Source organism: Aquabacterium lacunae (assembly GCF_004310865.1).
GTDB lineage: Bacteria > Pseudomonadota > Gammaproteobacteria > Burkholderiales > Burkholderiaceae_C > Aquabacterium > Aquabacterium lacunae.
On sequence record NZ_SIXI01000005.1, the window covers coordinates 313566 to 337651 of the forward strand.

Genomic DNA, 24086 nt, shown 5'->3' on the forward strand with positions numbered 1-24086 from the left:
CGCATGAGTGCGACCCCCTCTCGCCACCTCGTCATCATGGCCGCTGGCACCGGCGGACACATCATGCCCGGCCTGGCCGTGGCCCGCGAAATGCAGGCCCGGGGTTGGACCGTGTCCTGGCTGGGCACCACCACCGGCATGGAAAACCGCCTGGTGCCGCCCACCGGCATCCCCATGGACACACTGGGTTTCAGTGGCCTGCGTGGCAAAGGCCTGCTGCACACATTGACCGGCGGGTTGCGCCTGCTCAAGGCCTTCGTCGATTGCTTCCGCATCATCGGCCAACGCCGTGCCGACGCCGTGCTGGGCATGGGCGGCTATGTGTGCTTCCCCGGTGGGCTGATGGCTTCGCTGCGCGGCAAGCCGCTGGTGCTGGTCAATGCCGACGCGGCCTTGCTGATGAGCAACAAGGCTTTGCTGCCCGTGGTCGACGCCATCGAGTTCGGCTTTGACTGCGACGACGTCAAGGGCCTGGCCAATCGCCACCGCATCGCCCGTGTCACTGGCAACCCGGTGCGCGCCGAGATCGAAGCCATCGAGCCACCAGCCCAGCGCTTCGCGGCCCGCACTGGCCCGCTGCGCGTGCTGGTGGTCGGGGGCAGCCTGGGCGCCAAGGTGCTGAACGACACCTTGCCTGAGGCCCTGGCCAAGCTGCCGCCCGAGCAGCGTCCGCGCCTGACGCACCAGACGGGCCTGGCCCAGTTCGAGGCCGTGCGTTCACGCTACGGCAAGCTGGGCATCGCCCTGGAGGGGCAGGTCGAAGTGCTGCCCTTCATCGACAACATGGCCGAGCGCCTGGCCGACTGCGACGTGATCGTGTGCCGTGCAGGGGCCATCACCGTGAGCGAGCTGTGCGCGGCCGGCGTGGCCAGCGTGCTGGTGCCCCTGGTGGTGTCGACCACTTCGCACCAGCGCGACAACGCCCAGTACATGGCCGCGAACGGCGCGGCCATCCATTTGCCGCAAGGCGAGCTCAACGCCGATTCACTCGCTGCCTTGCTGGGCCGACTGAACCGCAGCGAGCTGCTGAACATGGCCACCCAGGCCCGCACGCTGGCCAAGGCCCGTGCCGCGGCTGCCGTCGCCGACGACATCGAACAACTGAGCAACAAGAAGGGGCCTGCTCGATGAAGCACGCCGTCAAGCACATCCATTTCGTGGGCATCGGGGGCGCTGGCATGAGCGGCATCGCCGAGATCCTGCACAACCTGGGCTTCACCGTGTCGGGCTCCGACCAGGCCGACAGCGCCACCTCGCGCCGCCTGGCTTCGCTGGGCATCACCGTGCACGTGGGCCATGACGCAGCGCACATCGACGGCGCCGAGGCAGTGGTCACCTCCACCGCCGTGAAGGGCGACAACCCCGAGGTCATCGCCGCACGCGCCAAGCGGGTGCCCGTGGTACCGCGCGCCGTGATGCTGGCCGAGCTGATGCGCCTCAAGCAGGGCATTGCCATTGCAGGCACACACGGCAAGACCACCACCACCTCGCTGGTCACGGCCATCCTGACCGAAGCTGGTGTGGACCCCACCTTCGTCATCGGTGGCAAGCTGCACAGTGCGGGCGCCAACTCGGCCCTGGGCCAGGGCGAGTTCATCGTGGTCGAGGCTGACGAATCCGACGCTTCCTTCCTGAACCTGCTGCCCGTGCTGTCGGTGGTCACCAACATCGACGCCGACCACATGGACACCTATGGCCATGACTTCGCCAGGCTGAAGCAGGCCTTCGTCGACTTCCTGCACCGCATGCCCTTCTACGGCTCGGCCATCGTCTGCGTGGACGACCCCGGCGTGCGCAGCATCATCCCGCTGGTCTCGCGTCCGGTGATCACTTACGGCTTCAGCGAAGAAGCCCAGGTGCGTGCTGTCAACGTCGAAGCCCTGCCCGGTGGTCAGATGCGTTTCACGGTGCAGCGTCGCAATGGCGTGGTCATGCCTGACATGCAGGTCACCCTGAATCTGCCCGGTCAGCACAATGTGCTGAACGCCCTGGCCGCCATTGCCGTGGCCACCGAGATCGAGCTGGACGATGCACCCGTGGCCAAGGCCCTGGGCGAGTTCAGCGGGGTGGGCCGCCGCTTCCAGCGCCATGGTCAGTGCAAGGCCGCGGATGGCGGCCAGTTCCTGCTGATCGACGATTACGGCCACCACCCGGTGGAAATGGCCGCCGTGATCAGCGCCGCGCGGGGTGCCTTCCCGGGCCAGCGCCTGGTGCTGGCCTTCCAGCCGCACCGCTACACCCGCACCCGCGACTGCTTCGAAGACTTCGTCAAGGTGCTGGGCACCGCCGACGCCGTGCTGCTGACCGAGGTGTATGCCGCCGGCGAAGCCCCCATCGTGGCCGCCGACGGCCGCGCCCTGACCCGCGCCGTGCGCGTGGCCGGCAAGGTCGAGCCCCTGTTCGTGGACGACGTGGCCGCACTGCCCCAGGCCATTGCCGACAACACCCGCGACGGCGACGTCGTGATCTGCATGGGGGCAGGCTCCATCGGTGCCGTGCCGGCCAAGGTGGCCGAGCAGCTCAAGCCCTGACCCCAACGACCTGAACGCATCCCCATGAGTGCCATCCAACTGACCCCTCCCGCCATCGACCCCGCCTCGCTGGGCAAGGTCGCCGTGCTGTTCGGCGGGACCTCGGCCGAGCGCGACGTGTCGATCATGTCGGGCACCGGCGTGCTCAAGGCCCTGCAGGACGCCGGTGTGAACGCCTTCGCGTTCGATCCGGCCCAGCGCCCGCTGCACGAACTGCAGGCCGAAGGTGTCGACCGCTGCTTCATCGCCCTGCATGGCCGCGGCGGCGAAGATGGCACGCTGCAAGGCGCACTCGAGCTGCTGGGCGTGCCGTACACCGGTTCGGGCGTGATGGCTTCCAGCATCGCGATGGACAAGATCATGACCAAGCGCATCTGGCGCTTCGAAGGCCTGCCCACACCCGACTGGCGCATGGTGTCGTCGGCCGAAGAATGCGCACAGGCCCTGGCCGTGCTGGGCGCGCCCATGATCGTCAAGCCGGCGCGTGAAGGCTCGTCCATCGGCCTGACCAAGGTGACCGATGTGGCCCAGTGCGCCGCCGCCTATGCTGCGGCCGCCCAGCACGACCCCGAGGTGCTGTGCGAGCAGTTCATCGACGGCGAAGAGACCACCTGCCCGGTGCTGATCGTCGATGGTGTGGCGCAGGCCCTGCCGGTCATCCGCATCCAGGCGCCTGATGGCAACTACGACTACAACAACAAGTACTTCACCGACGACGTGCGCTACCTGTGTCCGAGCGGCCTGCCCGCCGACGAGGAAGCCGAGATCCAGCGCCAGGTGGTGCGGGCCTTCAACACGCTGGGCTGCCGCGGCTGGGCCCGCGCCGACGTGATGATCCGCAAGAGCGACCGCCAGCCCTTCCTGCTGGAGATCAACACCTCGCCGGGCATGACCAGCCACTCGCTGGTGCCCATGTCGGCCCAGGTGGCCGGGCTGCCGTATGCCCAGTTGTGCATCCACCTGCTGGCTTCGGCCAGCCTGGACAGCCGCCGCTGATTCACGCAGTCGATCGATCGCACCAAAGCCACCATGCAAGCCGCCGCCGCTTTCCAGTCCCACGAGATGCCTTCGGACATCCGCTGGATGCAGGCCGTCACCCAGTTCATGGCCTGGGTGATGCTGGCATTGGCCGTGGCAGCTGCCTTGACCTGGGTGTCGCGCCAGCCCTTCTTCCAGATCCGCCAGGTGCGCATCGAGGGCGAGCTGCAACGCAACAACCTGCCCACCGTGCGCGCCAACGCGCTGCCGCGCATCCACGGCGACTATTTCAGCGTTGACCTGCAGCATGCCCGCCAGGTGTTCGAGACCGTGCCCTGGGTGCGCAAGGCCGTGGTGCGTCGCGTCTGGCCCAACGAGTTGCGCGTCACGCTCGAAGAGCACCGCCCCGCGGCCTACTGGTCGCACGACGAGCGCGACGACCAGCTGGTCAACATCCAGGGCGAGGTGTTCGACGTGAACATCGGTGACGTCGAAGACGAGCGCCTGCCCACGCTCAAGGCACCCACCCATGCCACCGCTGATCAGGCCCAGCAGATGCTGCAGATGCTGGGGCGTTTGCGCACCGTGCTGGCACCGCTGGGCACCGAGATCGACACCCTCGAATTGAACGACCGCGGCAACTGGATCGTGACCCTCGAAGACGAGGCCGTGATCAACCTCGGTCGGGGCGAGATCCCCGATGTCATCGGACGTGCGAGCCGATTCGTGCGCACCTTGCCCCAGTTGCAGGCCCAGTATGGCCAGCCGCTGGAATCTGCTGATTTGCGTTATCCCAAAGGTTATGCCGTCAAGCTTCGTGGCCTCACCACACTTCAGGAAAATTCTGTGGTGAAGAGCGGTGCAATTCAAAGGCAATGACCTTAAACTTGTCAAAACCAGTTCAACCATGCCCAAGGAATACAAGGACCTTGTCGTCGGACTGGACATCGGCACCGCGAAAGTGATGGCCGTTGTCGCAGAAGTCCTGCCTGGTGGCGATCTCCGGCTCGCCGGCCTTGGTGTCGCTCCGACACACGGCCTCAAGCGCGGCGTGGTGGTCAACATCGACGCCACCGTGCAGTCGATCCAGCAAGCCCTCAAAGAAGCCGAGCTCATGGCCGACTGCAAGATCAGTCGCGTTTGGACGGGCATCACGGGCAGCCACATCCGCGGTCAGAACAGCACCGGCATGGTCATCGTGCGCGACAAGGAAGTCGCACCGATCGATGTGCAGCGTGTGGTCGAAACCGCCAAGGCCATCAACATCCCCAACGATCAGCGCCTGCTGCTGGTCGAGCCGCAAGAGTTCATCATCGATGGGCATGAGGTGAAAGAGCCCATCGGCATGAGCGGTGGCCGCCTCGAAGTGAAGGTGCACATCGTGACGGGCGCCCAGAGCGCCGCCGAGAACATCGTCAAGTGCGTGCGCCGCTGCGGCCTGGAAGCCGAGCAGCTGGTGCTCAACCCGAGTGCTTCGAGCGCCGCAGTGCTCACCGAAGACGAGAAGGACCTGGGCGTGGCCCTGGTCGACATCGGCGCCGGCACCACCGATGTGGCCATTTTCGCGGACGGCGCCATCCGCCACACGGCGGTCATTCCCATCGCCGGTGACCTGATCACCAGCGACATCGCGATGGCGCTGCGCACGCCCACCAAAGATGCCGAAGACATCAAGGTCGATTTCGGCGTGGCCAAGCAGCTGCTGGCCGATCCGAACGAGCACGTCGAAGTGCCTGGCCTGGGTGACCGTGCGCCGCGCATGCTCTCGCGCCAGGCCCTGGCCGGCGTGATCGAGCCGCGCGTCGAAGAAATTTTCTCGCTGGTTCACCAGGTGATCCGCGAGTCCGGATACGAGGAACTGCTGTCGTCGGGCATCGTGCTCACCGGTGGCTCGGCGGTCATGCCTGGCATGGTCGAGCTGGCCGAAGACATCTTCCTCAAGCCTGTGCGCAAGGGCATCCCCTTGTACTCAGGCGCCCTCCACGACATGGTGGCCAGCCCTCGGTCAGCCACCGTGATGGGCTTGCTCGAAGAAGCAAGGTTGTCGCGCACACGAGGCATGAAAGCCTCTCAGAAGGCCGGGTCGGTACAGACCCTGTTCTCGCGCATGCGTGACTGGTTCATTGGCAACTTTTAAATTGGCAACTGCTTGAAAGACTAGGAGAGACACATGACCATCGAGATGATCGAAAACTTCGACATGGGCACGCAGATCAAGGTGATCGGTGTGGGGGGCGGTGGCGGCAATGCCGTCGATCACATGATTGCGCAGGGCGTTCAGGGCGTGCAGTTCATCAACGCCAACACCGACGCGCAGGCCCTCAGCCGCTCGCCCGCCGAGATGCACCTGCAACTGGGCCGCAGCGGCCTGGGCGCTGGCTCCAAGCCCGAAGCCGGTCGTCTGGCCGCCGAAGAAGCGGTCGACGAGATCCGCAACTCGCTCGATGGCGCTCACATGGTCTTCATCACCGCCGGCATGGGCGGTGGCACGGGCACCGGCGCGGCCCCTGTGATCGCCCGTGTGGCCAAGGAAATGGGCATCCTGACCGTGGGCGTGGTGACCAAGCCCTTCGAATTCGAAGGCACCCGCCGCACCAAGCAGGCCGACGCCGGTCTGGCCGAACTGGAAGCCAACGTCGACTCGCTGATCGTCGTGCTCAACGACAAGCTGCTGGAAGTGCTGGGCGATGACGTCACCCAGGAAGAAGCCTTCTGCCAGGCCAACGACGTGCTCAAGAACGCCGTGGGCGGCATCTCCGACATCATCCACATCCCCGGTCTGGTGAACGTCGACTTCGAAGACGTCAAGACCGTGATGAGCGAGCCGGGCAAGGCCATGATGGGCACCGCCACCGCGGGCGGCCCGGACCGCGCCACCAAGGCTGCTGAAGCCGCGGTGGCCTGCCCTCTGCTGGAAGGCGTGGACCTGTCGGGCGCGCGTGGCGTGCTGGTGCTGATCGCCGCCTCGAAGTCGAACTTCAAGCTGGCCGAATCGCGCAATGCCATGAACACCATCCGCCGCTACGCGTCGGAAGATGCCCATGTGATCTACGGCACCGCTTACGACGAAAGCTTGGGCGACCAGCTGCGCGTCACCGTGATCGCCACCGGCCTGACCTCGGCCAAGCAGCGCATGACCGTGGTGCACAGCGCCCAGCAAGCCACCACCCAGGCCTTTGCCCGCACCGGCACCGACAATTTCCCCGTGCTGAACAACCCCGTGAGCCCCTCGGCCGCGCTGGGTGGTTCGGTGGGCGGCCACGCCGCACCGGCCATGGGCCACGTGCACAACGACTTTTCGGGCCTCAACACGCCCAGCGTCTGGCGCAATGGCCGCACGGCGGCCCAGAAGGTCGATGCCCTGGCCAGCAACGGCATGGACGAGCTGGAGATTCCTGCTTTCCTGCGCAAGCAGGCCGACTGACCTGACGCCGGTCGGTTGAGTCTGGGGCGCCCGGGTCAGGGCGCCGCCGATGTGTCTTTCTCCGCCAATGATTTGTGCGCACCCTCCGAAAGGACGGTGCGCTTTTTGACGTGTGCTGTGCGCTGTTGGGTGATGCCGGGCCTGCGCGTTTCTGGGTCACCGCAAGGGCTGTCGATGGGCCCGCAAGGCGTGTCTGAGCGCGCGTGCATGCCAGATGCACCAGTGGCGCCGGGCGTTCTGGCGCAGGCGCCACAATGCATACGTGCAGGCGGCCAGAAAGGGCCACCAGAAGCCCTGCTCGGCTTCCAGGCCCCATTCGCCGGCACCCAGCGGCCAGGCCTCGGCCCAGAGCCACCCGGCGCCCACCAGGGCCTGGTCCACCGGGGACAGCCAATCGTCGTGCGGGCCCAGCTGTGCCTTCCAGCGGGCTCGGGCTTGAAAGTGCCAGACGGCGGCCAGACCGCCGCACATCAGCAAGGCAACAGCCCAGAGGTCAAGGCCGATGCGGCTCATGCGCAGTGCACCGAAGCCGAGCAGCAGCACGCTGAGGCCAAAGCTGCCCAGCACCTGCTGCCAGCGCTGGTCCAGCTGCTGCATCAGCTGGCGCTGGACAGCCTGCTGAAGGCTGGCACGGGCATGCGGTGAGGGGGGAGGTGACACGACGCGGGGGCGGAATGACAAGCGCATCTGCGCATCTTCCGCATCGTGAATTTGTTTGGTGGGCGCGCCACTTGGGGAATACGCCCGCATTTCCCCCGATCAGGGGGCGTGGCTCAGGGCGCCGCAGGCAGCGACGCTTCGATGACCCGGGTGCGTGCCTCGTGGATGGCCTGGGCGATGGCTGGCCCTTTCAGGCCGCGGGCTTGTGCCTCGGACGCAATGGGCGCGGTGGCCACGGCCTGGGCCGCGCGGTGTGCCTCGGTCAGGCGCTCAGCCTGCGGGTAAGGCTGCTCGCTCAGGCCCAGACGCCCTCTGGCGTCGCATTCGCAGGCCAGCAGGATGTCGGCCAGACGTGCGGGCTTGCGGAAGGCGTCGAGCCGCTCCAGCAGGCGCAGCAGGGCGCCCGCCGAAAACCCCAGGCACTGGTGGATGTGGCCATGCTCACGCGCCACCACCTCGGCCAGCTCACGGCAGTCGGTGGGCACGCGCAGGCGTTCGCTCAGGGGCTTGAGCAGGCGCACGCTGCGCTCTTCATGGCCGATGTGGCGGGGCAGCACATCGGGCGGGGTGGTGCCTTTGCCCAGGTCGTGGCCCAGACAGGCATAGCGCACGGGCAGAGGGGCCTGCAGCCGCGCGGCCATGTCCAGCACCATCATCAGGTGCACACCGGTGTCGATTTCCGGGTGGTATTCGGCCCGCTGCGGCACGCCCCACAGGCGATTCACCTCGGGCAGCAGGCGCTGCAGCGCGCCGCACTCGCGCAGCACCTCGAACATGCGCGACGGATGGGCTTCCATCAGCCCACGTGACAGTTCCTGCCACACGCGTTCGGCCACCAGGTGGTCGGCCTCGCCATCGGCCACCATCTGCTGCATCAGGGCCAGGGTGTCGGGGGCCACGCTGAAGTCGTCGAACCGTGCCGCGAACCGCGCCAGGCGCAAGATGCGCACCGGGTCTTCGGCGAACGCGGGCGACACATGGCGCAGCACGCGGGCCTGCAGGTCGGCTTGCCCGCCCCAGGGGTCGATCAGTGTGCCGTCATCGGCTTGCGCGATGGCGTTGATGGTCAGGTCCCGCCGGGCCAGGTCTTCTTCCAGCGTGACCTCGGGCGAGGTGTGGAAGGTGAAGCCGTGGTAGCCGTGCCCGCTCTTGCGCTCGGTGCGGGCCAGGGCGTATTCCTCGTGGGTCTGCGGGTGCAGGAACACCGGGAAATCTTGTCCCACGGGCTGAAAGCCTGCCGCCAGCATGGCCTCGGGGCTGCTGCCCACCACCACCCAGTCGCGGTCGCCCACGGGCCGGCCCAAGAGCCGGTCGCGCACGGCACCACCGACCAGGTAGGCCTTCATGGCTCAGCCTTGGGGGGCCGGAGTGGCCCTCGGCGCCTGGCTCGACGCCAGTTGCACCAGGGCCACGTAGTCGTCCACCGGCACTTCTTCGGCGCGGCGCTGCATGTCGAAGTCGGTGTCCAGGCCGCGGGCCGTCACCCAGGCGCCCAGCGTGTTGCGCAGGATCTTGCGGCGCTGAGAAAAGGCCACCGAGACCATCTCGGACAGCAAGGCATCGTCGACCTGAGGGGGCTGGGCCAGCGGCACCATGCGCACGATGGCCGAGTCCACCTTCGGTGGCGGGTCGAACGATTCGGGCGGCACATCGAGGATGTTGTCCATCTCGTAGCGCCACTGCAGCATCACGCTCAGGCGGCCGTAGTCCTTGCTGCCGGGCGAGGCCACCATGCGGTCGACCACTTCCTTTTGCAGCATGAAGTGCTGGTCTTCCACGCGGTGCGCCCACTGTAGCAGGTGGAACAGGATCGGTGTGGAGATGTTGTAGGGCAGGTTGCCGATCACGCGCAGCTTCTGGCCGAAGCGATCGGCCAGGGCGCCGAAGTCGACCTGCAGCACATCGGATTCGATCACGTCGAGCTCGGGGCGCTTGCGCAGGCGAGCCGCCAGGTCGCGGTCGAGTTCGACCACCGTGAGCTTGTCGCAGCGCTCTACCACCGGATTGGTCATGGCGCCCAGGCCTGGGCCGATCTCGACCAGTGACTGCCCGGGGCGCGGGTCGATGCCGCGCACGATCTCGTCGATGATGCCGTCGTCGCTCAGGAAGTGCTGTCCAAAGCGCTTGCGCGCCACGTGGCCTTGCTGCGGGCGGGGCTTGTGACCGTGGCTGCCTTTACTCATCGCGCATGTCCACGAAGGCGGCGGCGCGCAGTTCGGCCGCCCATTCTTCATAGGCCTGCTCGAAACGCTTTTCGCGCAGCACGGCGCGGGCGGCTTCACGCTGCTGGGCGTCGGTCAGCTGCACCTCCCGGCGTTCGATCAGCTGGATCAGGTGCACGCCGAAGCGGCTCACGATGGGCTCGGACACCTGGCCGGGCTGCAGGGCCACCAGGGCCTGCTCGAATTCAGGCACGAACTGGCCAGGGGCAGCCCAACCCAGGTCGCCGCCCTTGGTGGCGCTGCCGTCTTCCGAGAACTGGCGGGCCAGCTGGGCGAAGCTGGCCTGGCCGCCCACGATCTGCTTGCGGATGTCGGCCAGCTTGCGCTTGCCGGCTTCTGCGTCTTGCTGAGGTGTGGTGCGCAGCAGGATGTGGCGGGCACGGTGCTGCGTGTAGGTGGCGGCAGCGCTGTTCTCGCGTTCGATCAGTTTGAGGATGTGAAAGCCGGCGTTCGAGCGCAGCACACGCGACACTTGCCCCACTTTCAGGTCTTTCACGGCATCGGTGAACAGCTCTGGCAGCTTGCTCGCCGGACGCATGCCGAAGATGCCGCCGTTGTCGCGGGTGCTTTTGTCATCGGAGTTCTGCTTGACCAGGTCGCCGAAGTTGGCGCCCTGGGCCGCTCGGGCTTGCAGGTCGGCGGCCTTCTGGGCCAGGCGTTGCTGCTCGGCACTCGACGCGCCTTCGGGCATCAGCAGGAGCAGATGGGCCAGGTTCAGGTCCACGTCACGGCCTGCAGCCGCGGCTTCTGCGCGCACGCGATCGATCTCGTCGTCGGTGATGCGGATGCGGCCGTTCACTTCGCGCTCACGCACGCGCTCCAGCAGGATCTGCTCGCGCAAGCTGTTGCGATAACGTTCGTAATCCAGGCCATCGGCCTTCATGCGCGACTGCAGTTCGCCCAGCGACAGGTTGTTCTGCGCGGCGATGTTGGCAATGGCAGCATCCACATCGGCATCGGCCACGGTCATGCCCATGGCCTTGGCGGCCTGCATCTGGATGCGTTCGTTGATGAGTGCATCAAGCACCTGGCGGCGCAGTTCGTCGGCTGGCGGCAGGCGGGTGTTGCGCCCCGCGGTGTCGAAGATACGGGCCACCCGCTTGTCGACCTCGGTGTGTGTGATCGGCTCGCTGTTGACGATGGCCACGATGTAGTCGGCCGTGGTGGGCTTGCCGGCCAGCTGCAGGTCGGTGCTCAGGTTGCGTGCACCCGGGATGCGGGGAGACACCTGGGGTGCGTCCAGCAGGCGAAAGCCCTGGGCGCTGGCTGGCTGGGCCTGTCCCAGGCTCAGCGCCAGGGTCGCCACGAGGGGCAGCAGGGGCCGAGGCATGCGGCGGAGTGCGTTGCGTTTCATGGCGCTCAGGTCAGTCATCGTAGGCGTGGAAATCGGAAGAGGCCCCGGGGATCAGGGTCGAGCTTTCGTCGCGCAGCGGGCGGTAGCCGCCCACGTTGGTGCTCAGGGTCTTGAGGGCGCTGGTGCCCAGTCGGGACAGGCCGATCAGCTCCAGCTGGAACAGGATGCGGGTGCTGTTGGTGGTGCCGATGGCCGACTGGTCGGCCACGATGCGACCGATCCAGCAGCCGCCGTCGTATTCGAAGCCCAGCACGCTGCTGCTGATGCGCTTGTCGACCATGCTGTAGCTGACCTTGCCCACGCTGTACCACGAGCCGCGGCATTCGGTCTGCACGGCCTTGGCCACGCGCCCGTCGCCATCCAGGCGTGGGGTGCGGCCGCTGAGGGGTACTTGCCAGCTGAAGTCGATCTGCTCGCTGCTGTCTCGGCTGAACAGGTGACTCAAGGCCACATTGCGCCAGGGCCCGGCATTCACGCGGACGCTGGTGGTCGAGCGTTCGACGCGGTTGTTCTGCGCGCTGTATTGCACGGTGGTGTCCAGCCAGGTGCGCGGCAGCACGCTGGTCGAGCCCACCAGCAGCAGGTCGGACAGTCGCTGCGTGATCGGGGCCCCGTTGTTGGGGGTGACACGCTGATCGCTGAACTGCACCTTCTGCACCACGCCCAGACGCATGGCTTCCTGCGCCGTGACCGGGTCCAGCAGGCGGGTCATCACGCCCACACTGACAAGGTTGGCATCGGACACCCGATCGACGCCTGTGAAGGCATTTTCCGAGTAGATGCTGTACGAGTTGAAGTCGCGTGCTGCACTGTCGAACAGCGGGATGCCGCTCTGGTCGCGATAGGGCGTGCGCACGTACTGGACGCGTGGCTCCAGTGTCTGCACATAGCCCTTGCCGAACCACTGCGAATCACGTTCGAACACCAGCCCCCCTTCGACGCTGGCCGTGGGGATGCTCCGTGTGTAGTGCCGTTTGAGCGTGCCCAGTGCGGCGTTGTTGTCGAGCGTGTAGTTGGCGGCGTTCAGGCTCAGGCGTGGGGTGAGGTACCAGGCGGTGCTGCCGAAGCGGCGTTCGACCTGGCCCAGTGCGTGCGCGCGGTTGCCCGACACGCGGGTGCTGTCGGCATTCGTGAAGCGGTTGAACTCGGTGGTCAGGGCCCACACCAGCCCTGACTCGGAGGCGCTGCGAGCGCGCAGACCCAGCTGGGGCTCTCGCTGGTAGGGTGACACCAGCTGGGCGCTCACGTCGGAGGTGGTGTCGAGGTCTTTCAGGCTCTGCCAGTTCTGCACCTTGCCGTACAGCGTGGCCTGGTTGCCGCCCAGCCCCCAGGCGCGGGCATTGACCTGGCGCTCCACGGCCAGCTGGCTGCCGAGCAGCCGCGGGGTCAGCGTGATGTTGCTGTTGAGCGTGCGCGGGAAGTCTTTCCAGTAGTCATCGTCCGACACCCGGCGAATGCGCACGTCGTAGCTGGTCAGCCGGGTGCTGCTGCCGTCTTCCGAGTTGCCCTGGTGCTGCACATCGAGCAGTCCGCGGGTGCGCTGGGCCACGCGGTCATTGGGCAGCACCGAGGCCTTCACCGTGCCGGCATCCCGTGGCGCCAGGTAACGGTATTCGGCGTCCAGCCCCAGGCCGCGACGGGTCGACAGCGTGGGCGTGAGCGTGGCGTCGCGCTCGGGCGCAATGTTCAGGTAGTAAGGCTGGCTGTACTCGAAGCCGTTCTTGCTGTCGTAGTCGAAGCTGGGGGGCAGCAGGCCACTCTTGCGTGCGTCATTCAAGGGGAATGACAGCACGGGCGCGGCCAGGATGGGCACCCCCTTGAAGCGCACCACGGCATTGCGGGCCACACCTTCGGCGGTTTCCTGGTCGAGCAGCACGCTGCCGGTCTCCAGCACCCAGTCGGGCTCTGCCGTGTTCTCGGAGGTGCAGCTGGAGTATGTCGCGTCGACCGCACGCAGGCGGTTGGGCCCCAGGAACTCGATGCGTGCGGCTTGACCGCCCGCGTCGGTGCGCGCGAAGCGGTAGATGGGCGAGGTGAACTCGCCTTCCAGGCTGTCAAGTTTCAGGTTCAGCGATGGGCCGGTGAAGACATCGCCTCGGCGCATCACCCGCACATGGCCTTCGGCCTGGGCCGAGTTGTCTGCCTGTCGATGCGTGACCTGATCGGCGCGCATGATCAGGTCTCCACGGGTCAGGCGCACGTCGCCGGTGGCCTTCATGACATCGTCAGGGCTGCCTTCGAGGCGATCGGCTTCGAAATGAATGGGCAGCTGTTCAGCCTCCTTGCTGCCGCCCACCGGCCAGCTCAGGGTGTTGGCGATGCGCAGCCCGGTCGGTTCCGTGACAGTGGCCGTGCCGGGGGCAGTCGGAGCCGTGGGTGCCGTGGAGTCTTTGGATGCCGCAGGGGGGGCAGAAGACTGAGCCTGCAAGCTGGACACCGGCAGGGTGCCCAGGCACCAGGCAACCGCCAGGGCCACGGGCGTGCGGCGACGGGGCATGCAGGGGCGGTGGGTGGGGGAGGGCAACACGAGGGCTCAGACTAAAATGGGTGGATTATTCCATGCGGCTGAAGCGCCACCCAGCGTTTGGGCCGACTGTTCGCCATGGTCTGCCGTGGCGCCCGTCCCGCTGTTTTCTGACCCCCATGAGTGCTGCACAAGATCGAACCCCGATTGCCTGGGCCGACCCCGCCCGCCAGCAAGCCTTCGATGCCTGGCTGCAGGCCGTGGCCCCTGCCCATGGGCTGGACGCGGGATCGGTGGTGGCCGCCAGTGCCGACGCCAGTTTCCGCCGCTACTTTCGTGTGCAAGGTGCGCAGGGCAGCTTCATCATCATGGACGCGCCACCCCAGCATGAGGATTGCCGCCCCTTCGTGAAGGTGGCGCACCTGCTGACCCAAGGGGGGGTGTCGGCGCCGGCCGTGCTGGCCTGGGACGAGCCGCAAGGCTTCATGCTGCTGGCCGATCTGGGCTCGCACACGCTGCTGTCCACCCTGCATCCTGAGGCCACGCCCTGGTCCAACGAAGACAAGGCCAACCGGGCCCGCTACCAGGCGGCCACCGACGAACTGATTCGCCTGCAAGGCATTGCTGCCGCCGAGCAGGTGCCGCCCTACGACGACGCCTTGCTGCAGCGCGAGCTCGACCTGCTGCCTGACTGGTACCTCACGAAGCTGCGTGGTCTGACCCTCACCGATGCGCAGCAGTCCACCCTCCAGCGCAGCTTTGCCTTGATCAAAGCGCAGGTGCTGGCGCAGCCCAAGGTGCTGGTACACCGCGACTATCACTCGCGCAATCTGATGGCGCAGCCGGCCGATCCAGCGGCCCGCCTGGGGGTCATTGATTTTCAGGATGCGGTATGGGGGGCGATCACGTATGATCTGGTGTCTCTCCTGCGTGATGCCTATGTCACATGGGACGAAGAGCGTCAGATCGACATCGCCATCCGTTACTGGGAGCAGGCCCGCCAAGCGGGGCTTCCAGTGCGCGATGATTTCGGTGATTTCTGGCGTGATTTCGAGTGGATGGGGCTGCAGCGTCACCTGAAGGTGCTGGGCATTTTCGCGCGGTTGGCCCTGCGCGATGGCAAGCGGCAGTACCTCGACGACATTCCCCGTGTGTGGCAATACGCGTACAAGGTGTGCGCTCGCTACCAGGGTCTGGGCCCCTTGGCGCACCTGCTGGAGGCGGCCGAAGCACAGAACCTGGGTCTGCAGCGCCAGACCGGCTACACCTTCTGACCCCGGCGCACGTGCCTTTGATGTGCGCCCCACTGGAGCACCATGAGCTCTGACACTTTCCAGTCGCCCGCGCCCCAAGAACCCGCGCCGGCTGCAGCACCTGAAACACCCGAAGCGCCTGCGCGTTTCGACACCCTGCCCCTTGACGCCAAACTGCTGCGCGCCATCGAGGTGCAGGGTTATGCCCACATGACGCCCATCCAGGCCAAGGCCATTCCGGTGGTGCTGGCCGGGCGGGACGTGATGGGCGCCGCCCAGACGGGCACTGGCAAGACCGCGGCGTTTTCCATCCCGCTGCTTCAGAAGATGATGAAGCACGAGAACGCCAGCATGTCGCCGGCGCGTCACCCGGTGCGTGCCGTGGTGCTGGCGCCCACGCGCGAACTGGCCGACCAGGTGGCCAACAACGTCAAGGCCTACGCCAAGCAGACCAACCTGCGCGTGGCGGTGGTGTTTGGCGGCATGGACATGAAGCCGCAGACCGCCGAACTCAAAGGCGGTGTGGAAGTGCTGATCGCCACGCCGGGCCGCCTGCTGGACCACATCGAGGCCAAGAACTGCAACCTGTCGCAGGTCGAGTATGTGGTGCTGGACGAGGCCGATCGCATGCTGGACATCGGCTTCCTGCCTGACCTGCAGCGCATCCTGAGCTACCTGCCCAAGCAGCGTCAGACCCTGCTGTTCTCGGCCACGTTCTCGCCCGAGATCAAGAAGCTGGCCGCCAGCTACCTGCAAGATCCGGTGCTGGTGGAAGTGGCCCGGCCCAATGCCACGGCTTCCACCGTCGAGCAGCGTTTTTACAGCGTGCACGAAGACGACAAGCGCGCCCTGATCCGCCAGGTGCTGCGCGACCGCGAGATCAAGCAGTCGATCGTGTTCGTCAATTCCAAGCTGGGCGCTGGCCGCCTGGCGCGTGCCTTCGAGCGCGATGGTCTCAAGACCGCCGCCCTGCACGGTGACAAGTCGCAGGACGAGCGCCTGAAGGCCCTGGCCGCGTTCAAGGCCGGCGAGATGGACCTGCTGGTGGCCACCGACGTGGCCGCACGTGGCATCGACATCGCGGCCCTGCCGGCGGTGTTCAACTACGACATCCCCTTCAACGCCGAAGACTACGTGCACCGCATCGGCCGCACGGGCCGCGCCGGCGCGTCGGGTCTCGCCGTGTCGCTGGTCACCGGGGCCGATGCTCGCCTGATCGCTGACATCGAGAAGCTCACCAAGAAGAAGCTCGACATCGAGACCTTCGCCCTGGACGATCGCCAGGAGCGGCGTTTCCGCCGCGACCGCAACGAGGGCTCGGGTGAGCGTTCCGATGATCGCCGTGGCGAGCGTCGCGAAGAGACCGATGGCCCGCGTGGTGCCCGTCCCATGCGCACCGAGTCGCGCCCAGCGCCTGCCCCGCGCCGTCCGTCCGACCCCTTCTTCGACAAGCCCTACGAAGCTTCGCCCGATACCGCGCCTGCGGCCTGGGAAGCCAAGGCACCGGCCACGCCGGCCGGTGGTGGCTCGTCGATGTCACGCTTCATCAAGCCCAAGCGCAAGGTGGCTTTCCTGCTGGGGGGCTCGGGCACCGGGTCGTCGTCGGCGGGCAAGTAAGGTCCTGCCCTGCGGTTCACGTCGAGGCCTGGGCATTGCCCGGGCTTCGTGCTTTTTGCTGCCGCCAGGCACTGGGTGACAGCCCATACTCCCGTTTGAACGCCTGGCTGAAAGCGGCCTCTGAGGCGTAGCCCACCTGCGTGGCCACGCGGCTGACCGGCAGCGTGCTGCTGACCAGCTGGCGCGCCGCCAGGCGCATGCGGTGGCGTGTGAGGTAGGTCAGCGGCGGTTCGCCCAGCACCTGGCCGAACCGCTCTGCAAAGGCCGAGCGAGACAGGCAGGCCTGCTGCGCCAGTTCGGGCACGCTCCAGTTGTGGGCCGGGTTCTGGTGCATGCAGGCCAGCGCCGCCGACAAGGCACGGTCTTTCAGGGCCGACAGCCAGTTGCCCGAGCGTTCAGGCAGGGCGCTGACATGGTCGCGCAGGCATTCCATGAACAGGATGTCGCCCAGGCGGTTGATGATGGCCTGCTGTCCTGGCCGCGCTGTGGCCATTTCCTGCTGCAGGAACTGCAGACCAATCGCCAGCCACAGCGGTGGCGCTTCCCCCATGCCCCGGATGTGCATGAGGGGTGGCAAGGCCTGCACCAGCGGGGCGGCCATGTGCACGTCAAACCGGGCGTGGCCACTGACCAGGGTGGTGGCCGGGCCTTCGCCTGGCAGCACGCGCTGGGTCCACAGGCCAGGGGCCAGGTGAGGGGCCAGGTCGTCTGCCAGCAGTGCGTCGGGCCCCCGCGGCAGCACGGCACTGTCGCTGATGTGGTGGGCCTGACCGGCTGGCAGCACCACCAGGTCACCCGTTTGCACGCGCACCGCCTCCAGGCCGTCGCGGTGCAGCCAGGCCTGCCCTTGCGTGACCACATGGAAAGCTGCCAGGCCGGGCGTGTGCAGGCGCAGGCACCACGGGGCATGCAGCACCGTGCCCACGAACACCACGCCATCGAAGCGCATGTCGTCGATGATGAGGCTCAAGGGGTCCATGGCGTGTGTGGGAGCGGTCTGGGGTCAGGGTAGCTCGGCCGCCCGCATGCGTGCGGCGATCGTGCCGGCGCGGCCACTGACATAGCCAGAGCCTGGGTTCTTCTCGAACTTTTTCGGGGCGGGCAGCATCACCGCCAGGCGGGCCGCCTGGTAAGGGCCAAGCCGGTCGGCGCTGGTGCGGAAATAGTGCCGTGAGGCCGCCTCGATGCCGAACACGCCTTCGCCCCACTCCACGTTGTTGAGGTAGATGTCGAGGATGCGGTCCTTGCTGAGCAGTCCTTCGAGCATGAAGGTGATCAGGAACTCCTGCCCCTTGCGCACGAAGTTGCGTTCCTTGCTCAGGAACAGGTTCTTGGCCAGTTGCTGTGTGATGGTCGAGCCGCCCACCACCTTGGGCACGGTGTTCAGCGCGTTGGGCGGCTCAGGCAGCGGACGCCCTCGTTTCTGGGCCCGCTCCACGGCGCGTTGGTAGCGGGCCATGGCCGCCTGCTGCTGGGCCTGCACGCGCTGTTCGGCGCGCTGGTTGCGTTCCCAGGCCTGCTGCAGCGCATCCCATTCCACACCCCAGTGGTCGGCAAAGCCGGCGTCTTCCGAGGCGATCACGGCGCGGCGGGCGTTGTCGCTGATCTGTGCGCCGGGGCGCCACTGCTGCGACCAGGTGAACAGGCCTTGCTCCTGCACCAGCCGGCGCATTTCCGAGCGCTGGAAGGTGGTCGATTGCGGATCGACCACGTTCATGAGCGCGATGCGACCGGCGAAGTACAGCTGCAGGCTCAGGCCCGAAAGCATCAGCAGCACTAGGATGCGAGCGAGTGTGCGCATGGCTCAGCGGGGTGTGGCGTACTCGGCGGCCAGCTGGGCGCGCAGGGCCTGCAGCACGGGCGCGGTCTGCGGACGCACGCCGCGCCACAGGGCAAAGGCTTCGGCGGCCTGTTCCACCAGCATGCCCAGGCCGTCACGGCCCGTGGCGCCGTGGGCTGTAGCCCAGTCCAGGAAGGGCTGGGCTGCCGGGCCATACATCATGTCCAGCGCCAGGGTGCCGGGGCGCAGCACCTCGGGGCCCACGGGCACGCCCGAGCCCGCCAGGCTGGCCGCCGTGCCATTGATGAACACGTCGAAGGCCGTGCCCGGCTGGGCCAGGCCGCTGGCGCGCAGTTGCACGCCGTGCCGAGCCGCCCATGCGGCGTGGCGTTGCACGATGGCCTCGGCTTTCTCGACCGTGCGGTTGGCCAGCACCACTTCGGCCGGCCCTTCGGCCAGGAGGGGGCCCAGCACGCCAGCGCTGGCACCACCGGCGCCCAGCAGCAGCACGCGCGCGCCCTTGAGCGGCACGCCGGCGTTCACCGTGATGTCGCGCACCAGCCCGACGCCGTCGGTGTTGTCGGCCAGCCAGCCGCCGTCCGCGTCGAAACGCAGGGTGTTGGCGGCCTGGGCCAGCTCGGCCCGCTCGGTGCGGCGGGCGCCCAGCTCGAAGGCCTCGAACTTGAAGGGCACCGTCACGTTGCAGCCTTTGGCGCCTGCCGCAGCAAAGGCCTGCACGGTGGGCTTGAAGGCGTCGAGTTCGCAATGCAGGCGGCCGTAGTCCACGGCCTGGTCGGTCTGCTTGGCAAACAGGGCGTGGATCGCGGGCGAGCGGCTGTGGGTCACGGGGTTGCCGGCCACGGCATAGCGGTCAACAGACATGGCAGTTCCAACGGGGGCGGGGTCAGGGCGCATCGGCCGAGGCCTGGGTGGTGGCCTCGAAACCGGCATCGCGCGTGAAGCGGAAGCGCGAGGAAATCAGGATCAGGTCATGGCCTGCACGCACGGCGTCGGGCACGGCCCCGAAAGGCCCAGCCTGTCGCACGATGGCCAGGGCCCGCTTGTCGAGCCGTGCATTGCCCGAGCTGCGCGTGACGATGGCGTTCTGCACACGGCCCTGCCGGTCCAGCCACACCTCCATGACCAGGTCGCCATAGAGCTTGCGGCCCTCGGCCATGGGAAACGCTTCGGTGCCGGCACGTTCCACCCGGGTGCGGAAGTGGCTGTAGTACAGCGCATCGTCCGACTTCATGGTGGCCGGGCTGATGTAGCGTTTCTTGGGGCGTGCGTTCTCTTCGCGGATGCGCTTTTCGATCTCGGCCAGCAGCTCGGTCAGCTGGCGGCGGCGTTCTTCTTCGGCGCGCTGTTGTTCGCTGCTGCTCTGGCGCTGGCGTTGCGGGGGCGGCAGCGCGGCCAGTTCGTCACGCACCTGGCTGAGCAGTTGCTGCTGCTCGGCCTGCATGTCTTCGATCATGCGCCGGGTGGATTCCAGCGAATCGCCCAGCTCGTTGTGCGGCGACGGGGGCAGCGGCGAGGTGGCGCGGCCCGTGTCGGCATCGCCCCCGCCGGCCAGGTTGGCTTGCGCCAGGGCCTGCGCCTTGTCGGGCTTTTGCTCGCTGGCGGCGTTCACCAGCACCACCTCCAGCGGCGTGTCCTTGAAGACCCGATTGAAGCCCTCGGGGTCGACGAAACGCACCGTCAGCAGGGCCCCGTGGAACACCAGCGAGCCCAGCAGCGCCTTGTGAAGCAAGGACATCTGCCGGAGGTGGGTGGACAGGCGCGTGAGCATGGCCGTTCGGGTAAGTGGTGGCGTACGTGCGGTCAGGCAGTCTGGCGGTCAGGCGGAAGGTGCCGAAGAGGGCGCAGCCGCGGGTGCATCGCCATCGGAATCCGACAGGTCGATGGCCAGGGTCAGCGGCCCTGCATTGTCGAGCGCTTCGCCCTCGTCTTCACTCTCGGTGTCACCCGCATCGGTGCCCGCTCCGTCTTCCAGGCGGGTCAGCAAGCTGGCATGCACGTCGAGCGTGAGCTCGTCAATGCCGGTGACGCGCACGCGCACCTTGGTGTGGCGCGGCAGGGCTTCGCAGCCCAGGGCCTTGAACACCAGGGGCAGGGTGTCGGCGCGCACCAGGCCGTTGACCATGACCGCGCAGTCGAGTTCGGTGATGCCGGCTTGCTGCAGGTGCTTGAGCGTCCAGTAGCGTTCCATGCTCGACTGGAAGCCGTTGTAGGCACTGTAGGCCGCATCGAAGTTCGAGATGATGGCGAACAGCTCGGCGTCTTTCGGCTTGAACGGCGCGGCCAGGGCGGCGGTACGGCCATGGCGGGCACAGGCCACGATCTGCCACTGGTTGACCAGGTCGACGTAACGGCGCAGCGGCGAGGTGGCCCAGGTGTACTGCGCCACGCCCATGCCGGCGTGTGGCAAGGCCTTGGTGCTCATGCGCACCTTGATGCCCGGCTGCAGGCTGGCCTGGCTGCGGTAGATGCCGGGCACGCCACATTCGGCCAGCCAGCCACCCCAGGTGCTGTTGGCCAGAATCATGGCTTCGGCCACGATCAGGTCGAGCGGGGCGCCGCGCAGGCGCGTGCCGATCACCACGGTTTCATGGCCTGCCGGCTCGGCACCCTCGGCCTTGCCTTCCAGCTTGAAGGTGTAGTCGGGGCGGTTGAAGTTCTCGGGCTTGCCGCGCACTTCTTCGCGCTGCGCCTTCAGGGCCTTGGCCAGGCGGAAGGCAAAGGCCAGTTCGGCGGCAAAAGCGTAGTCGGCCGGGGCCTGGCCGGTCAGGCTGGCTTCGGTGATGACCTGGTCGAGCTGGTCGTGGCGCAGGTTGGCGGCAATGGGCACGCGCTCCAGGCGGGTCTCGGCGCCTTTGCGTTCCAGCGTGGTTTCGTCGAAGGTGACGTACAGCGACACGGCCGGGCAGTCGCGGCCTTCCTGCAGGGTGTAGCGCTGCACCACCTCGTCGGGCAGCATGGTGATCTTGTGCCCCGGCATGTACACGGTCGACATGCGGCCGCGGGCCACGTTGTCGATGGGCGTGCCCGGCGCAATGGCCAGGCTGGGCGCGGCAATGTGGATGCCGTACGTGACGGTGCCTGTGCCCAGGCCCTGCACCGACAGCGCGTCGTCGATTTCGGTGGTTTGCGAATCGTCGATCGAGAAGGCCTGCACGGCCGCCAGCGGCAGTTCGTCGGTGATGGGCGGCGCGTCCATGGCCGCAAAGCCCGGGCCCTTGGGGAAGTGCTCGAACAGGAAACGGCGCCAGTGGAACTGGTAGGGGCTGTCGATGGCGCCGGCATCTTTGAGCAGGTCCAGCGGTGCGCGCTGGCTGGCCTTGGCCGCCTCGACCACGGCCTTGTACTCGGGGCCGTTCTTGTCGGGCTTGAACAGGATGCGGTAGAGCTGTTCCTTGATCGGGGCCGGGCATTGGCCGGCGGCCAGGGCCTGGGCCCATTCCGCGATCTGCAAGGCTTGCTGCTTCTTGCGCTCGATGGCGGCCAGCGCCTGCTTGAGGATGTCTTCGGGCGCCTTCTTGAAGCGGCCCTTGCCCCGGCGGTGGAAGTAGTGCGGGGTGTCGAACAGGCGCATCAGCATGGCGGCCTGCTGCACGCTCGAGGGGTTGTCGCCGAAGTATTCGCTGGCGATGTCTTCGAAACCGAAGTCTTCTTCGGGCGCCACTTCCCACACCAGGTCGGCGTCGATCTCGGCACTTTGTGCCAGGGCCTGGGCCACCAGTTCGGCGGGAGCAGGCTTGGCGAAGCGGATCAGCACGTTGGCCGCCTTCACTTTCACGCGCTTGCCCGAGTCGAGCTCCACCTGCAGGGAGCTTTCGGCTTCGGACATCACGCGGCCGGCGAGGAACTTGCCAGCGTCATCGAACAGGGCAAACATGCGATCAGCGGGGAATGGTCGTGGTCAGTCTGCCATTGTCCCACTTTGGCGCCCCCCTGAATCGAGGGGGCGGGTGGTGGCGGTGGCGCCCTCCCGAGTGGCGCACACCGAACAGCGGGGCCTGGGTGGTCGGGCGGCAGACTTCTGTCACAAAGCTGTCAGCGCACCTGGGGAAGATGCGAGGCCTCACGGGTCTCCCACCATGACATTCACTCAGGTTCTTTCTTCCTCGGGCATTCGCCCGGCCGCACGCGGCTTCACCCTGCTCGAACTGCTGGTCGTGCTGGTGATCATCGGCCTGCTGGCGGGGTATGTCGGCCCGAAGTTTTTCGCCCAGATCGGCAAGTCGGAGGTCAAGACCGCCACGGCCCAGATCGACGCGCTGGGCAAGGCGCTCGACCAGTACCGGCTGGACACCGGGCGCTACCCCAGCTCGGCTCAGGGCCTCGATGCCCTGTTCAACCGCCCATCGGACGAGCCCCGCTGGTGGGGCCCCTACCTGCGCAAGGCCGTGCCAGCCGACCCCTGGGGCCGTCCGTACCAGTACCGATCGCCCGGGCAGCACGGTGACTTCGACCTGTTCACGCTGGGCAAGGACGGCCGAGAAGGCGGTGACGGCGAGAACCAGGACATCACGAGCTGGTGACCATGCCGCGCTTTGTCGTTCGCCACATGGCCCAGGGTCGCCCTGTGCAGATGCCCATCGATGCCCCGAGTCGCGAGGCCGTGCCCGAGGCCCTGGCCGCGGCGCTGGGCTGCCCCGTGCGTGCGGCCGATGTGCTGTGGGTGCGCCCGCTGGACGTGCGGGCGGGCCTCGCCTTGCCGACGCCGACCGCCCAGGAAGGGGGCAGGCAGGGCTTCACCGAGGTGCGTTCCCGGGGCGGGCATTTCCCGGTGCGGCTGTTCTGTCAGGAACTGGCCGTGCTGCTGGAGGCCGGCATCGCCCTGCACGAGGCCTTGAGCACCCTGCATGAAAAAGAGGCCGACCTCCAGGTGGCGTGGGTGCTGCATGAGGTGGCGCAGGCCATCTCTCAGGGGCAGACCCTGGCGCAGGCCCTGCGCGCACAGCCCCAGGCGTTCGGGCAGCTGCTGGTGGCGTCGGTGGAAGCCAGCCAGCGCACCGGCCACACCCCAGTGGCTTTGAAGCAGCATGCGCAGTACCTGGCCTGGGTGAGCAGCCTGCGCGAGCAACTGGTGGGGGCCTTGATCTACCCGGCCATCCTGGTGGGTGCCAGCCTGCTCGTGATGGCCTTTCTGACCGTGTTCGTGGTGCCGCGGTTTGCCCAGCTCTATGAAGGCCTGGGTGGCGAGCTGCCCTGGATGTCCAGCCTGCTGCTGGCCGTGGGCCGCGCCGTGGGCCAGCACCCCTGGGTCACCCTGGGTGGCCTGGTGGGGGTGGCGGGGGCGGTGGTGATGGCCTGCCGCCATCCGCTGCTGCGCGCCTGGGCGGCCGCCTGGGCCTGGCAATGGCCGGTCGTGGGCGAGCGGCTGCGCCTGCTGGAGCTGGCCACGCTGTACCGCACGCTGGGCTTGCTGCTGCAGGCGGGCGTGCCAGCCGTGGCGGCCTTGCAGGCGGCCGGTGAGCTGCTGGGCCCGGTGTTGCGCCCTGGGCTGGCTGGCGCCGTGCAGCAGGTGCAGGCCGGTGAGCGGCTGTCGGAGGCCTTGCAGGCCCAGGGCCTGTGCACCCCCGTGTCGCTGCGCATGGTGCGGGTGGGCGAGCAGACCGGTGAGAGCGGGGCCATGTTCGAGCGCGCCGCCCTGTTCTACGACGAAGAGCTGGCCCGTTTCACGGCCTGGGTGGGCAAGGTGCTGGGGCCGGTGCTGATGCTGATCATGGGCAGCCTGATCGGCGGCATCGTGGTGCTGATGTACCTGCCCATCTTCCAGGTGGCCGAGCAGATCGGATGA

General features: G+C 67.4%; 20 protein-coding genes. 10 read left to right on the forward strand and 10 right to left on the reverse strand.

Annotation, left to right across the window (positions count from 1 at the left end):
• Positions 1-3: 3 nt before the first annotated feature.
• The 6 genes from murG to ftsZ are packed head-to-tail and all read left to right on the forward strand — an operon-like array spanning position 4 to position 6933.
• Complete coding sequence (gene murG / locus EYS42_RS13460) at positions 4-1131, forward strand: undecaprenyldiphospho-muramoylpentapeptide beta-N-acetylglucosaminyltransferase (RefSeq protein WP_130968699.1); 1128 nt, start codon at positions 4-6, stop codon at positions 1129-1131.
• Entirely contained in the window at positions 1128-2531 is a 1404-nt protein-coding gene (gene murC, locus EYS42_RS13465; protein WP_130968700.1) for a UDP-N-acetylmuramate--L-alanine ligase, read from the forward strand. The genes murG and murC overlap by 4 nt, the downstream gene beginning before the upstream one ends.
• Positions 2532-2555: 24 nt before the next feature.
• Positions 2556-3527 carry a D-alanine--D-alanine ligase gene (locus EYS42_RS13470; RefSeq protein ID WP_130968701.1) on the forward strand — a complete coding sequence of 324 codons (972 nt, stop codon included), beginning with the start codon at positions 2556-2558 and terminating at the stop codon, positions 3525-3527.
• 33 nt (positions 3528-3560) lie between these two features.
• A complete protein-coding gene (locus tag EYS42_RS13475) occupies positions 3561-4388 on the forward strand; it encodes a cell division protein FtsQ/DivIB (protein WP_130968702.1) in 828 nt (275 codons plus the stop codon).
• A gap of 28 nt (positions 4389-4416) precedes the next feature.
• Entirely contained in the window at positions 4417-5646 is a 1230-nt protein-coding gene (gene ftsA / locus EYS42_RS13480; protein WP_130968703.1) for a cell division protein FtsA, read from the forward strand.
• A gap of 33 nt (positions 5647-5679) precedes the next feature.
• Positions 5680-6933: a cell division protein FtsZ gene (gene ftsZ / locus EYS42_RS13485; RefSeq protein WP_130968704.1), complete on the forward strand. Its 1254-nt coding sequence runs from the start codon at positions 5680-5682 to the stop codon at positions 6931-6933.
• Positions 6934-7089: 156 nt separating this feature from the next.
• Here the strand turns inward: ftsZ and EYS42_RS13490 are convergent, their stop codons facing one another.
• The 5 genes from EYS42_RS13490 to EYS42_RS13510 all read right to left on the reverse strand — a co-directional run bounded on the left by EYS42_RS13490 (position 7090) and on the right by EYS42_RS13510 (position 13666).
• Complete coding sequence (locus EYS42_RS13490; RefSeq protein WP_130968705.1) at positions 7090-7593, reverse strand: hypothetical protein; 504 nt, start codon at positions 7591-7593, stop codon at positions 7090-7092.
• Between the two features lie 113 nt (positions 7594-7706).
• Positions 7707-8939 (reverse strand): multifunctional CCA addition/repair protein, encoded by a 1233-nt coding sequence (locus tag EYS42_RS13495; RefSeq protein ID WP_130968706.1) that lies wholly within the window; start codon positions 8937-8939, stop codon positions 7707-7709.
• A gap of 3 nt (positions 8940-8942) precedes the next feature.
• Complete coding sequence (gene rsmA / locus EYS42_RS13500) at positions 8943-9776, reverse strand: 16S rRNA (adenine(1518)-N(6)/adenine(1519)-N(6))-dimethyltransferase RsmA (RefSeq protein WP_130968707.1); 834 nt, start codon at positions 9774-9776, stop codon at positions 8943-8945.
• Complete coding sequence (locus tag EYS42_RS13505) at positions 9769-11169, reverse strand: peptidylprolyl isomerase (protein ID WP_165456780.1); 1401 nt, start codon at positions 11167-11169, stop codon at positions 9769-9771. The genes rsmA and EYS42_RS13505 overlap by 8 nt, the downstream gene beginning before the upstream one ends.
• Before the next feature lie 10 nt (positions 11170-11179).
• On the reverse strand, positions 11180-13666 hold the full coding sequence (locus EYS42_RS13510; protein WP_130968709.1) for an LPS-assembly protein LptD: 2487 nt from the start codon (positions 13664-13666) through the stop codon (positions 11180-11182).
• A gap of 146 nt (positions 13667-13812) precedes the next feature.
• Between EYS42_RS13510 and EYS42_RS13515 the strand changes: the two genes are divergently transcribed.
• On the forward strand, positions 13813-14907 hold the full coding sequence (locus EYS42_RS13515) for an aminoglycoside phosphotransferase family protein (protein ID WP_130968710.1): 1095 nt from the start codon (positions 13813-13815) through the stop codon (positions 14905-14907).
• 42 nt (positions 14908-14949) lie between these two features.
• Complete coding sequence (locus EYS42_RS13520; protein ID WP_130968711.1) at positions 14950-16503, forward strand: DEAD/DEAH box helicase; 1554 nt, start codon at positions 14950-14952, stop codon at positions 16501-16503.
• A 16-nt stretch (positions 16504-16519) separates the two neighbouring features.
• On the opposite strand, the gene EYS42_RS13525 is transcribed toward EYS42_RS13520, so the two are convergent.
• The 5 genes from EYS42_RS13525 to EYS42_RS13545 all read right to left on the reverse strand — a co-directional run bounded on the left by EYS42_RS13525 (position 16520) and on the right by EYS42_RS13545 (position 22178).
• Positions 16520-17482: an AraC family transcriptional regulator gene (locus EYS42_RS13525; protein ID WP_130968712.1), complete on the reverse strand. Its 963-nt coding sequence runs from the start codon at positions 17480-17482 to the stop codon at positions 16520-16522.
• Positions 17483-17506: 24 nt separating this feature from the next.
• Positions 17507-18304 (reverse strand): transglycosylase domain-containing protein, encoded by a 798-nt coding sequence (locus EYS42_RS13530; RefSeq protein ID WP_130968713.1) that lies wholly within the window; start codon positions 18302-18304, stop codon positions 17507-17509.
• Between the two features lie 3 nt (positions 18305-18307).
• A complete protein-coding gene (aroE, locus tag EYS42_RS13535; RefSeq protein ID WP_130968714.1) occupies positions 18308-19165 on the reverse strand; it encodes a shikimate dehydrogenase in 858 nt (285 codons plus the stop codon).
• 22 nt (positions 19166-19187) lie between these two features.
• On the reverse strand, positions 19188-20039 hold the full coding sequence (locus EYS42_RS13540; protein WP_245503641.1) for an energy transducer TonB: 852 nt from the start codon (positions 20037-20039) through the stop codon (positions 19188-19190).
• 81 nt (positions 20040-20120) lie between these two features.
• Entirely contained in the window at positions 20121-22178 is a 2058-nt protein-coding gene (locus EYS42_RS13545; protein WP_130968716.1) for a ribonuclease catalytic domain-containing protein, read from the reverse strand.
• Positions 22179-22380: 202 nt separating this feature from the next.
• Between EYS42_RS13545 and gspG the strand changes: the two genes are divergently transcribed.
• A complete protein-coding gene (gene gspG / locus EYS42_RS13550; protein ID WP_130968717.1) occupies positions 22381-22824 on the forward strand; it encodes a type II secretion system major pseudopilin GspG in 444 nt (147 codons plus the stop codon).
• Between the two features lie 2 nt (positions 22825-22826).
• A complete protein-coding gene (locus EYS42_RS13555; RefSeq protein WP_130968718.1) occupies positions 22827-24086 on the forward strand; it encodes a type II secretion system F family protein in 1260 nt (419 codons plus the stop codon).